Source organism: Sorangium sp. So ce406 (assembly GCF_051474675.1).
GTDB classification, from domain to species: domain Bacteria; phylum Myxococcota_A; class Polyangia; order Polyangiales; family Polyangiaceae; genus Sorangium; species Sorangium cellulosum_G.
Window position 1 is genome coordinate 11,181,166 of the sequence record NZ_CP150340.1, and the last position, 12,786, is coordinate 11,193,951.

The window sequence follows — 12,786 nt, forward strand, 5'->3', positions numbered from 1 at the left end:
TGCTCTATCACGAGCGGCGTTCCCTGCCCGTGGCTGGACGCGCAGGGGGGCGCGGGCAGTCCGGCCGCCTGCGCGGCGCGTCGGGCGAGGGTCAGCGGCGCCACGGCGGCGCGATGCGGAGCCGGGTGAGGCGGCCGGCCTTGACGAGCGCGAAGCGCACGCGCTCCTCGTCGCGGAGCTTCGCCCGGATCTCGTAGACGCCGGCCTTCGGGGCGAGCGGGAGCTTGACGCTGCCGGTGCCCACCTTCCGCCCGTCCACGAAGAGCGTGTCGCCCGATCCGGCGGTCACCTCGAGCATGCCGTGCCCCTCGGGGACCTTGTGCTCGGCGGTGAGCGGCAAGTCGTCGGGGAGGACGGGGTTGGCCGTGGTCTCGCCGACAGGCCCGGCGGCAACCCCGGTCGGCGCGGCGTCGACGGCCGGTACGGCGGCGGCGCCCGGCGCGACGGCGACGGCCGGCGTGACAGCGGCGCCGGGCGCGACGTCCGCAGCGGGCTCGGCGGCGGGCGGGCCTGGCGGGGGGGCGACGGGCGGGGCGCCCTGCAGCTCGTGATCGCGCGACAGCCGCGCGCCCACCGCGAAGACGAACGCCGCCACCGCGAAGAGGACCCACATGGTCATGCGGTTGTCGCGGGCCGGCGGGAGCTGGGTGGGCACATAGGCGGACGGCCGGCGCACCCGGCGTGGCGTGGGCGACTCGTCGATCGCGGGCGCCGGCGCGGGCGCTGCGACCCGCGCAGCGGGCGGGGCGGGCGCCTTGAGCGCCGCGGGCGCCGGAGGCGGCGCCTCGACGACGGGCGGCGGCTGGAGCGAGCCCAGCGTCACCAGCCGCTCGGGCTTCGGGTACTCCAGCGCCGGCAGCGTGGCTCCCGGCCGGCGCGGCGCCGGCGCGACGCCTGGCACCGCCGGCGTCACGCTCGCCAGGGCCGCGGCCTCGGCCGGCGTGGTCCACGTCGCCCGCGCGCTCAGCACATCGCCCTGGAGCTCCGCGAACTCCCGCGGGACACGGGCGCTGGCCAGCGGCTTCGCCTCGGCCTTGCGCGCGCTCTCGAGCGCGAGCGTCTCGTCTTCCCCATCGACCGACACCACGGGGATGGACACTGCCGACCCGGGCGCGGACATCACGGAGATCGGCGCCGCCGACCCGGGCGCGGACATCATGGAGATCGGCGCCGCCGACCCGGGCGCGGACATCACGGAGATCGGCGCCGCCGACCCGGGCGCCACCGAGATGGGCGCCGCCGAGCCGGGCGCCGGCATCGCCGAGATCGGCGCCACCGACCCGGGCACCACCGTGACCTGGTCGTCGGCGAGCTCGAAGGGCGCGCGCGACGACACGACCGCCGCATCCCCGCCGAGCTCCGGCGGCAGCGCGATCGCCGGAGCAGCCCGCTCCGGCGCGCGCCGCGCGCCGCGGAGCGTCTCCTCCTCGTACGTCACGGCGGGGGCGAGCAGGTCGTCCCCGTCGCGGCCGATCACGCGCCGCACGCCGCCGCGCGCCGCGACGTCGTTCAGCACGTCCTCGACCAGGCTCGCGGCGAACTCGCCCGCGGTGATGACCGACCGCGGCGAGACCCCCCGCGCGAGCGCCCGCAGGAGCGACCGCGCCGGCTCGGGCGTCGCGTCCGCGGTCGCGCCCATCCCCTCCAGATCCAGGATGACGCGCTCGACCTGCATCAACGGCGGCCCGTGGAGCAGCCGCTGGGCAGCCCGGGCCGCGGCGATCGAGGGCACGAGCTGCTCGGCGAGCGTCCCCTCGAACCCGGGTCGCGGCGGCGCCGCGAGCTCGCTCTCCGGCGCCGGCGCCACGGCGAAGCGGCCGGAGCCGACGCCGAGCAGCGCCGCGAGCACCGAGGGGCCGCGGTGGAACGTCCCGTCCTGCGCCGTCCGCGTCGCCCCCGCGGGGCGGCCGTCCTTGATCAGCACCTCGTACAGGAACGCGGCGTCGCGCACCGACACCAGCGCGTCGGGCCGGTGCGCGCAGGAGAGCGACAGCAGCGTCCGCGTGGTCATGCCGTCGAGGCGCCCGCGCACCTCGCCGCCCGTCGCGATGCGCTCGGCCACGCGCCTCCGGCCCCGCAGGACCTCGTGCACCCGCTGCACGAACGCCGCGGCGCTCGCCTCCTTGCGGAGGTAGCCGTCGGCCTGGGCGCCGAGGTCGCGGAGCCGCTGGAGCAGGTCCTCCTTCCAGGACAGCAGGATGACCGGCACGTCGCGCAGCGCCACGTCGCGCTTGAGGGCGCGGCAGAGCGCGAAGCCGTCGAGGCGCGGCATGAGCACGTCGCTCACGACCAGGTCGGGGGTCGTCTGGTACGCGAGGTCGAGCGCCCGCGCGCCGTCGTGCGCCTCGTGCACGGTCGCCCCCGCGGCCCGGAGCACGCCGGCGAGGAACCACGTCACCGCCGGATCGTCGTCCGCGACCACGATGTCCATCGCGCCGAGCGCCGTGACGCCGGGCGCCGCGGCGGACGCGCCGGCGCCGCGCGCCGGTGCCTTCGCGCGGACCTCGCTGTGCTGCCGCGGGCGCTCGCCCTCGGCGGCGCTCGGCGCGCTCATCCACGGCGCGAGCGGCAGCGCGCCCTCCGGCCCGTTCGGCGAGAACCGCACGCCGCCCTGCGAGCGGATCGTCACGAGGTCGCGGATGCGCGCCACAGCGCCCCAGAGCGCCGCGAGCACCTCGGCCCCGTCGCCCAGATCCACGTGCGCCCCGCGGCTCCTCGGCTCCGCGGCGTCGCAGAGGCCCCGGCGCAGCTCCTCCGCGAGGCGCGCGCCGAGCTCGTCGAGGCTCACCGGCCCGAGCGGCCCGCGCGCGGCGCGCGAGTCGTCGGAGCGCACGCAGGCCGCGGCGGCCTCTGCGGCGGCGCGGCGCAGCGCGTCGGGCGACACCGGCTTCGCGAGCGCGCGCGCGGCGCCGAGCGCCACGTAGGGGGCCGCGTCCTCCGGCCGCGCGAAGCGGCCGACGGCGACCACCGGGACCAGCTCCGTCAGCGGATCGCCGGCGAGCGCCTCCGCGAGCCCGCGCGCTCCCGGCAGGTCCGCGTCGAGCAGGACCACGTCCGGCGCGAACGCGCGCGCGAGGTCGATGGCCGTGTCCACCTCGTCGGTCCGCTCCACCTCGAACGACGGCCCCGCGTCGGCGTCGCCGGGATCGAGCGCCTCGGCGAGCGGCGCGCCGCCCACGACGAGCGCCGTGATCGGCGCCTCGAGCGCCGCGGTCGCCGGCGCCTCGGCGGGAGCCGCCGGCTCGGCGCTGCGCAGGCCGGACGAGCGCGGGCTCGCCTCCTCGTCCTCGTCGATCGTGAGCGGCTCGGGCGCGAGCGCGCGCCCGTTGCTCACGCCTGCGATCCAGGTCGTGCCCTGGGTCTTCGCGCCGCCTGGCTCCGCGGCGTCCTGCCGGGCGCGGGTGCTCCGGGCGACCGGCTGGCTCGCGGACGCCTGCTCGCGCGGGGCCGGCGCCTGCTCGCGCGGGGCCGGCGCCTGCTCGCCGACCGCCGACTGCCCCCAGGCGAGGGCGGGCAGCTCTTCGAGCACCTTCCGCAGCGCCGCTGCTGCCTCGCTGGTCAGCCGCGCCCCGTTGGCGGCGACGAGCTGCGACTCCCCTTCGGCGAGCCGCTCGGACACCCGAACGAAGCGCAGGAGGCGCGCCCCGGCGCCGAGGGAGTGCAGGCGCCGCTTCAGCTCCGCGACGAGCCGCGGCGCATCGTCGTCTGCCTCGATCCGCCGGACCATCGCGCGGAGCTCGGCCACGTGGCGACCCAGGTTCGCCACGAACTCGGCCCGCGCCCCGCCCAGCCGCTCGTGCCGAGCGTCGCCCGCTGCATTGCTACGCGGTCCCGCGTGCTCCACCGCCCTCGATCCTACGCCCATTGGCGGTCCCGTATCACAGGAGGATCGGACACCCGAACTTCTCGGCGATCGGTCCCCCGCCCACGGCGCCCACCCCGGGTCACCTCAACCTCGGTCGGTCACCTCAACCTCGGTCGGTCACCTCAACCTCGGTCGGCCTCGACCTCGGTCGGTCACCTCAACCTCGGTCGGTCACCTCAACCTCGGTCGGTCACCTCAACCTCGGTCGGTCACCCCGGCCCCGGCCCCAGCTCCGCGGCGATCTGCTCCCGGACCCATGCCCCCGCAGCCCGCGTCCCGAGCGTGCCGCCAACGTCGACCGTGCACATCCCCTGATCGAGCGCCTGCGAGACCCAGCGCTCGATGCGCCGCTCTTCCTCGGGCCACCCGAGGTGGGCGAGCAGCAGCCCCGCCGTGAGCATCGCCGCGAACGGGTTCGCCACGTCCTTGCCGGTGAGCGGCGGCGCCGACCCGTGCACCGGCTCGAACAGCGCGACCCGCGCCGGATCGGACGCGTGCACGTTCGCGCTCGCGGCCATGCCGAGCCCGCCCTGCAGCGCCGCCCCGAGGTCGGTCACGATGTCGCCGAACAGGTTGTTCGTCACGATCACCTGGAACTGCGACGGATCCTGGATCAGGTACAGGCACAGCGCGTCCACGTAGACGTGGTTCGACTGGATCTCCGGGTACTGCGCCCGCACCTCGTGGAAGACGCGCAGCCACAGCTCGTGCGCGTGCCGCATCGCGTTCGACTTGTCGGCCATCGTGACCCGCGTCCGCCCGTTCGCGCGCGCGTAGTCGAACGCCGCGCGGATGATCCGCTCGACGCCCTTCCTCGTGTTGATGTCCTCGTTGATCGCGACCTCGTCGGCCGTGCCCCGCTTGAACTGCCCGCCGACCCCGACGTAGATGCCCTCGGTGTTCTCGCGGAAGACCACGAAGTCGATGTCCTTCGCCGTCCGGCCCTTGAGCGGGACGAGCCGGTCCGACAGCACCCGGACCGGCCTCACGTTGGCGTAGAGGTCGTAACCGAAGCGCATCCCGAACAGGATGTCGCGCGCGTGCTCGAGGTTCGGCACCCGCGGATCGCCCAGCGCGCCGAGGAGCACCGCCGAGCACTCGCGCTGGATCGCCACCTGGATCTGGTTCGGGAACGTCGTCCCGTCGCGCAGGTACCGGTCCGCGCCGAGGTCGAGCTCCCAGAGATCGATCGGCAGCCCTGCTCGCGTCTGGTAGAGCTCGAGCAGGAGCTTCGCCTCCGCGGTGACGGACGGACCGATCCCGTCGCCGCCGATGATCGCGATCTTCTTCCTTTTTCCGGCTGCCACGTCGTCGCGCTCCGGGCTCAGCCGAGCGCGCGCTCTACCGGCACGTACTCCAGCCGGTGGGCCGCCGCGACGGGGCCGTAGGTCACGTGCCCGCCGTGGGTGTTGATGCCGAGGGCCACCGCCCGGTCGGCCTTCGCCGCGGCGACGATGCCCTGGTTGGCGATCGCCACCGCGTAGCCGATCGTCGTGTTCGTGAGCGCCCACGTGCTCGTGTGCGAGACCGCGCCGGGCATGTTGGTGACGCAGTAGTGCACGACCCCGTGCACCTCGTAGGTCGGGTGGTCGTGGGTCGTCGGCCGGCACGTCGCGATGCAGCCCCCCTGGTCCACGGCGACGTCGACCACGACCGTCCCCTTCTCCATGCGGCGGATCAGCTCCTCGGTCACGAGCAGCGGCGCCTTGGCGCCCGGCACGAGCACCGCGCCGATCACGAGATCCGCGCGCTCGCACATCGTCTCGATGTTCTCCGCGTTGGAGTAGAGCGTCTCGATCGCGCCCCCGAACACGTCCTCGAGGTAGCTCATCGTCTCGGCGCGGACGTCGAGCACGGTGACCTGCGCGCCCATCCCGACCGCGATGGTCGCCGCGTTCCGCCCGACCACGCCGCCGCCGAGGATCGCCACGCGGCCGCGCCGCGTCCCGGGCACGCCGCCGAGGAGCACGCCCTTGCCGCCGCGCTCCTTCTCGAGGCACGACGCGCCGACCTGCACCGCCATCCTGCCGGCCACCTCGCTCATCGGCCGGAGCAGCGGCAGCGAGCCGTCCTCGTGCTGGATCGTCTCGTACGCGATGCCGGTCACGCCGCGCCTGGCGAGCTCCTTGGTGAGATCGGGCTCGGCGGCCAGGTGCAGGTAGGTATAGAGGAGGAGCCCCTGGCGGAAGTGCCCGTACTCGGAGGGCAGCGGCTCCTTCACCTTCACGACCATGTCGGCGCTCCACGCTTCCGCGGCCGACCGGACGATGAGGGCGCCCGCGCGCCCGTAGGCCTCGTCGGAGATCCCGCTGCCTTCGCCGGCGCCGGACTCCACGAGGACCTTGTGCCCGTGCCCGACCAGGGCCCGGACGCCCGCCGGCGTCATGCCGACGCGGTACTCACGTGTCTTGATCTCCTTGGGGACTCCGATCAGCACGACGCGCGCTCCTCTCCTCGCCGGACTGCTCGAGGCGAGGCGTGCCGACGATAGCAGAAAGCTGCCGCTGCAACGCTGCAAGCGGCGGTCGAGAACGCCGGTTTTCGTGCGAGAAACCCGGAAAATTCGCTCCAATCTGGGCGCACGCGACGGCGGGTCACACGCCCGCGGCGGCCTCGAGCGCAGCGCGCACCAGCAGCGTGATCTGTCCGGGCGACGCGAGATCGAGCGGACCCATCATCGCCTCCGCGTCGATCAGCAGGAGCTCCAGCGCCTCGCAGTGCGCCGCCAGCGCTTCCTTCCCGGCGTCGCCGAGCCGGACGACCGCGGCCGCGCCGTGCAGGGCGAGCGGCCAGGTGGGGGCGAAGCCCTCGTCCGTCGGGAGGCCGACCAGGGCGAGCTCGACGCCGTCGCCGAGCCGGATCACCCCGAGCGGCCTCGGCAGCGGCGCGCGCGGCGGGGGCTCGGCCGGGACGACGGCGTCCGCGATGCGGCGGACCGCGTGGGAGAGCGTCGCCATGCGGCGCGCGCTGCCGGCGACGACGACGTGCGGGGGCGGCGCGAAGCCCGGCCGGGCCAGGCGCGTCACCAGCGACCGGAGCACCGGGAAGTGCTCCGGCGGCGCGAACGGCGTCGTCAGGTCGGCGAGCGAGATGCGGCGGACCTTCCCGGCCACCGTGAGCTCGATCAGGACCTCGAGGATCAGGAGATCCGGCGCGCCGATCTCGTCGAGCAGCTCATCGAGGCTGTGCGGCATCTGGAGCAGCGCCGTGATCTTCTCGGCCACGAGCGCGCGCTCCGCCGGCTCCCCGAGGGACGCGGGGGGCGGCGTCGTCGGGTGGCGCGTCACCGCGAGCATGCTCGCGGCTGGCTCCGCCGCCCGGAGCGTCGGCGGCGGCGGCATCGATCCCCTGGCCGCGCCGGTGGGCAGCAGCGCGGCTGTCACGTCGGGCACCGACGTCGGGGCGCCGGCGTCGTCCGCCGCGGCGACGTCGCCGCCCGCCGGGCCGAACGCCTCGTGGCCCTGGAGCGGGGACAGGTCGAGCTCGTCGCTGGACGGCTCGGTCACCAGGTAGGCCTCGCCGGCCGGCGCGAGCTCGCTCCGCCGGCGCTGGACCTCGTCGACCTGGCGGAGCGCCTCCATGAGGAGGCGCGACGTCGGCGCGATGATGCGGCGCACGCTCGTCGGCTCGCCGGGCGAGAACGCGAACTGCCCGTCGCGCTCGCCGAGCAGCCGGTACAGCGCCTTCTCCCCTTCGAGGCGACGGTAGACGGCGTCGATCACCTCCCCTGCCGAGAGCCGCAGCTCGCCTGCGCCGGCCGGCGTGGTGATCCCGAGGACGCCGCTCCGCCGGTTCATCGCGAGGAGCTGGAGCAGGTCGACGAGCGGCACCTGCTCCAGGTCGCCGCGGGTCTCCTGGAGCACCGTCGGCTTGGAGCCGCGCGGCGAGGCCTCGGTGATGCGCGAGACGATGTGATCGACGTCCCCGCGCAGCACGTCGTCGGGGCCGAGCTCGCCCTCCGCGCCGTCGACGAGGAACAGGATCGGCGTGTCGGCGAGGTCGGGGACGGCGGCGAACGCGTCCGCGAGCGCGCTGTCCTCGTCGATCGCCCTGGCGGCGAGCACGACGTCCGGTCGCCGCTTGAACGCCTGCTCCACGGCCTCGAAGGCGCCGTTCGCGTTCGCCACGGTGAGCCCGCGCGCCCGCAGCGCCGACGCGAGCGCGCCGAGCGCGTCCACGTCCGAATCAACCAGCAGCACCCTGCGAGACACTGGACCCACGCCTCCGATCAGCCGAAGACCCGCAGCCCGACGGCGCGACCGAGCCGCTCGGCGAGAAAGTCCGCTAGCAGCGGATCAGCCGCGTGAATACCCCTCACGAACCCGCCCTGGTTTCGACCGACCAGGGCATACGCGCCGTGCTCTGCCAGGACGCAGAGCGCCTCCATGTCGTCGCAGCCCGGCGACGACCGGAGATCGAGGGCGTGCACCACCACGTCCTCGCGCGGCGCGCCGAGGAGCGTCCGCACCTGCGCCCCGAGGCTGAGCCCGTCGTGGTGCGCGACCAGGATGAACACGGCGCCGCCGCGGAGCGCGTTCCTGACCACCGACGTCGCGAGCAGCGCCGCGTCGGACACCGACAGGTCGAGCGCGCGGGGCGCCGAGATCGCGAACGGCCCGTCGGCGGTCGGGGCTTCGCGCACGAGCAGGCTGAAGATCTCGCCGATGCTCCGCCGATCCTGGGAGATGCGGTGGACGATCGACGACCTGGTGGCGTCGGCGCGCTGGCGGGCGATGCGGAGGAGCTGCGCGAGGCTCTGCCCGTCGTGCGGGAAGGTGGCGAGGCCGACGAGCAGCCCCTTCGGCAGGTACCCCGCGCGCTTCTCGCTGCCGGCCACGCGGGCGAGCATCCGGCGGTGGCAGGCGTGAGCCTCCAGCCCGGCCGTCTCGGGCATGAGGAGGTGGAACTCGTTCTCGTCGACGCGGGCCAGGATGTCGGTGTCGCGCACGGCGCGGAGCAGGTGCTCGGCGACCTGACCGGGGTTGAGCGTGCTCGGCGGGGGCGGCGGCGTGGTCCTCCAGAACGCGAGATCGCCGGGGCGCTCGGGGGCCGCGGCCGCGTCGGGCTCGATCACGATCGTCGCGATGGTGAACCGGCGGCCGTACCGCCGCGCCTTGTCGATCTCGCGGCCGGCGACGTCGACGTAGTAGGCGAACGAGTAGGCGCTCGTCGCCGGGTCCTTCATCGCGGCGCCGCCGGTGGAGCGCTCGCGCTCGCCGAGCAGGGCGAGCGCCGTCGTCGCCTGCGTGGCGAGCAGCTTGACGAGGCCGTCGAGGAGCGGGGCGCGCCGCGACGCCGAGGCGCTGCTGCTGTCCGGGCGCCTGACCGACGGGAACGCGGAGCTGCGGCCAGGCTCCTTCTGCAGCAGGAGGTGCCCTGCGGTCATCTTGCGGAGGGCGAGCGGGACGACCACGAGCTGCTCGCGCCGGGCGAAGTCGAGGATGTCGGCCTCCGTCCCGTAGGCGGGCGCGCGGTCGAGCGGCCCGGTCATGGCGGCGCGGGTCAGCTCGCTGGATCGCTCCCCCACGGTCAGGTACACGGCCGCCGCCGCCGCGCCGGTCGCCTCGACGAACACCTCGGCGACCTGCTGGGCCGCGGCGTTGCGGTCCCGCGCGTCGGCGAGCTCCGCGACGCGGGCGATCCACCCGGCCGCCCGGGCGCTGCGCGCCGACTCCTGCTCGAGCTGGATCCGGAGCGCCCGCTCGGCGAAGCGCAGCCGCACCGAGCCGACCGCGTTCAGCACCTCGTCGCCGCCGAGCGGCAGCAGGAAGAGCCCGGCGCCGCCGAGCGCGACGGCGTGCGCCCCTGCCTCTAGCTCGCCCCTCGTCGCCAGCGCGAACACCGTCGCGTCGGGCGCGAGCGCCTTCAGGTGGTGGACCATGGCGAGCCCGGCCCCGTCCCCGAGCCCGACGTCGATGAACGCGACGTCCGGCGCGGCGGCCTCGGCCAGCGCGATCCCCTCCGCGAGGTCGCTGGCGAGCATCAGCTCGTCCGACGTGATGACCCGCGAGAACAGCGTGTGCGTCGGCTCGTCGGCGATGACGGCGAGCACCTTGAGCGAGATATCGTGCACCGGCGCCCGGCTCGGACTCCAGACCCCCTCGACCGAGGCGGTCACGCGATCACCACCTCGCCCGAGAACGCCCGACGCGCCGGGCCCTGCATGAGCAGCTCCAGCGACCCGGCGGCGACGGTGATGCGCAGCGCGCCGCCCGGCAGCACCACGCGGAGGGGCGCTCCGTAAGGCGCTCGCCCCTGCGCGCAGGCCGCCGCGGCCACGGCGCAGGCGCCGGTGCCGCACGCCAGCGTGCGGCCGACCCCGCGCTCCCAGACGGTGACGTCGATGCACGCCGCCTCGCCCTGCTCGGCCGGTCGAACGCGGCAGAACTCGACGTTGATGCCCCCTGCAGGCGTCGTCGCGACGATCGGCCCGAGCTCGTCGATCGTGTCCTCCGTGGTGGGATCGAACGTCACCGCGTGCGGGTTGCCGACGTCCACGGTCGCGAACCGGTGCTCCGCGCCGAGCGCTGCGACGACGAGCGGCTCGCCCATGCGGGCGCGTCCCATGCCGACGAGCACGTCGAAGCGGTCGCCGACCCGGGTGACCTCGCAGCGCTTGTCGCCGGCGTCGGTCGCGATGGAGAGCGCCTTCTGGGGGGTCCCCCGGGAGACGAGGTAGGCCGCGACGCAGCGGATGCCGTTGCCGCACATCTCGGGGCGGCTCCCGTCGGCGTTCCAGACCTGCATGCGCGGCCGCTCGCGGTCGATGACCAGCACGCCGTCGGCGCCGACGCCGAACCGGCGATCGCAGAGGCGCCGCGCCGCCTCGGCGGTCATCGGGACCGCCTCGACGAGGATGAAGTCGTTGCCAAGGCCTTCCCACTTCTCGAAATGGACGACGTGTTCCTTCATCGCTTCGCCCCGGCGAGCCGCTCTCGCGCCTCGGTCTCGTTGAGCCCGCGGACGGCGACGACCTTGCTCCTGCCGCTCGCGCCGAGGGCGATCTGGACATCGCTCTGGCGCACGTCGAGCGCGCGCGCGAGCAGCTTGACGAGCTCCGCGTTGGCGGCGCCATCGACGGGCGGCGCGGCCAGCGCCACGTCGAGCGCGCCCTCGCGCACCCCGACGATGGCCGAGCGCGACGACCTCGGGCGCACCTGGACCGAGATGCGGACGTCGTCGCCGCGCACGGTGATCGCGAGGCGACTCCAGTCGTGGGCGGCGCCGCTCTCCTCGGGTTTGCTCATCTCGCCGCCGGCATCGTAGCGTATCTGGGAGCTCACGCGTGATTCCCGCGAGGCGCTGTGACGCCGCTCGCCGGGCGGACACCGCGAATTTGCCGCCCGGCGGGCGGACCCGCTACTCTTTATCACCGGGTCGTGGGCCGGCTCGCGCAGCCGCGACGGGCGGGGCGACTCGCGCCAGCGGTTTTCAATGTTCGCCGCTGATGCTCATTTCCGCGGTGGAGGCGTTTGCCATGACTGATGAAGGAGAAGGGTCCGTGAACGCATCGCCCGGCCTCTTGACGAGGTTGTGTGCGCTCGCGCTGCTCACGGCGTCGGGTGGCCTGCTCGCGTCCGCCTGCGCGGACAACGAGAGCAGCCTGTTCATCCGCCAGCGCTTGGCCATGGAGAGGACGGGGGAATGCTTCGTGGGCTGCAGCCCGAGCGAGCCGGCCTGGTTCCATGACGCGATCGACTCCGCCTATGTGGGCAGCCACAGCGCGTTCCTCCTCGTCGGCAACCAGATCGTGCAGCGCGGCGACTCGGATGTGCTCCGCACCGAGACCTCGCGCGTCGAGCTCTACGAGGCCGAGGTCCGTCTCTCCGACATGGAGGGGAACCCGGTGAACGAGGGGTACGTGGTCCCGATCAGCGGCGTGGTCGACCCCGGCACGTCCAGCAACGCCGGCTACAACTGCACCGAGGTCCTTCTCATCGACGGCGCCACGATGGACGACCTGCGCGTCCAGGCGGCGGAGCTCCGGCGCGACGTCGAGGTGCTGGCGACGATCGTCATCCGGGGCAGGACGCTGGGCGGCCAGGAGGTCGAGACCCCCGAGTGGTCCTACCCCGTCAAGGTGTGCTTCAACTGCAGCCGGTGTGTCGACACCATCCCTCCGGAGTGCTGCGAGGGCGCCTCGATCGAGGAGTGTGAGGACCTCGAGGAGCTCGAGGAGACCTGCGCCGGCAGCCGGGGCGTCGAGGACTGCCGTAACCTGGGCCAGACCTGCGCCGAGCACATCGCGGGCTTCGGGCTCTGAGGCGTCCGAAGGGGGCTCGAACGGGGCGCCGTCACGGCGCCGGTTCAGCTCGGCGCACCGGCGCCGCTTCGGGTGACGGCCCCCTGATGGCGTTGATCGCATAGACGAACGGGAGGCCCAGCAGCGCGACGTCGAGCTGGGCCGCGAGGACGACCGAGGTCTCCTTCGAGGCGCCGAGCCCGATCCGCATCTGGGCGAGCAGCCCTGCGCTCACCGAGTAACTGGAGTGGAAGTTGTAGCTGCGTCCGCCCCAGAAGAGCGCCGCGGCGACGCCCGGCTCCGCGCCCTCGGCATCCCCGCTCCATCGGCCGTACAGCCCCGTCGAGACGACCAGCGGAAACAGGTCGAGAACCGGGGCGAGCGCGGAGATGCCGGCGCCGAGCTGGATCTCGTCGAAGGCGTGGGTGAGCACCTCGGCATAGGGCCCCACGCCGAACTCGTCGTTGGCGGCGCGGCCGAACAGGACGTCTCCCCTCAAGCCGGCGTGGAAGAGGGTGGTGTCCCAGAGGTGCCGATCCAGGCCGGCGCCGGCGGCGCCCAGGGTGACACCGACGCTCGCCTGGGGTTCGGCGCGGGCTGTGCCGTGCGTAAGGACGATCCCCAGGAGCGCGGCAACCGAGAGTGCTGGGCGAACCGCCGTGGCCATGGTGGTGCGATG

The 12,786-nt window shown here is 74.5% G+C and carries 9 protein-coding genes; 1 reads left to right on the forward strand and 8 read right to left on the reverse strand.

Annotated elements, in window-relative coordinates; translation table 11 throughout:
* Positions 1-91: 91 nt before the first annotated feature.
* The 7 genes from WME96_RS42075 to WME96_RS42105 all read right to left on the reverse strand — a co-directional run bounded on the left by WME96_RS42075 (position 92) and on the right by WME96_RS42105 (position 11,112).
* On the reverse strand, positions 92-3,844 hold the full coding sequence (locus WME96_RS42075) for a response regulator (protein WP_437287157.1): 3,753 nt from the start codon (positions 3,842-3,844) through the stop codon (positions 92-94).
* Between the two features lie 230 nt (positions 3,845-4,074).
* Complete coding sequence (locus tag WME96_RS42080; RefSeq protein ID WP_437287158.1) at positions 4,075-5,172, reverse strand: isocitrate/isopropylmalate dehydrogenase family protein; 1,098 nt, start codon at positions 5,170-5,172, stop codon at positions 4,075-4,077.
* Between the two features lie 17 nt (positions 5,173-5,189).
* Positions 5,190-6,302, reverse strand: coding sequence for an alanine dehydrogenase (gene ald / locus WME96_RS42085; protein ID WP_437287159.1), 1,113 nt, complete (start codon positions 6,300-6,302; stop codon positions 5,190-5,192).
* A gap of 157 nt (positions 6,303-6,459) precedes the next feature.
* Positions 6,460-8,064: a DUF4388 domain-containing protein gene (locus WME96_RS42090; protein WP_437287160.1), complete on the reverse strand. Its 1,605-nt coding sequence runs from the start codon at positions 8,062-8,064 to the stop codon at positions 6,460-6,462.
* Between the two features lie 29 nt (positions 8,065-8,093).
* The gene (locus WME96_RS42095) at positions 8,094-9,983 is read right to left on the reverse strand and encodes a diguanylate cyclase domain-containing protein (RefSeq protein WP_437287161.1); all 1,890 of its coding nucleotides are present in this window, start codon (positions 9,981-9,983) and stop codon (positions 8,094-8,096) included.
* A complete protein-coding gene (gene dapF / locus WME96_RS42100) occupies positions 9,980-10,777 on the reverse strand; it encodes a diaminopimelate epimerase (protein ID WP_437287162.1) in 798 nt (265 codons plus the stop codon). The genes WME96_RS42095 and dapF overlap by 4 nt, the downstream gene beginning before the upstream one ends.
* The gene (locus WME96_RS42105; protein WP_437287163.1) at positions 10,774-11,112 is read right to left on the reverse strand and encodes a DUF167 domain-containing protein; all 339 of its coding nucleotides are present in this window, start codon (positions 11,110-11,112) and stop codon (positions 10,774-10,776) included. Before WME96_RS42105 ends, dapF begins: the two co-directional genes overlap by 4 nt.
* A gap of 254 nt (positions 11,113-11,366) precedes the next feature.
* Between WME96_RS42105 and WME96_RS42110 the strand changes: the two genes are divergently transcribed.
* A complete protein-coding gene (locus WME96_RS42110; protein WP_437287164.1) occupies positions 11,367-12,128 on the forward strand; it encodes a hypothetical protein in 762 nt (253 codons plus the stop codon).
* Between the two features lie 31 nt (positions 12,129-12,159).
* Here the strand turns inward: WME96_RS42110 and WME96_RS42115 are convergent, their stop codons facing one another.
* A complete protein-coding gene (locus WME96_RS42115; RefSeq protein ID WP_437287165.1) occupies positions 12,160-12,774 on the reverse strand; it encodes a hypothetical protein in 615 nt (204 codons plus the stop codon).
* Between the last annotated feature and the right edge of the window lie 12 nt (positions 12,775-12,786).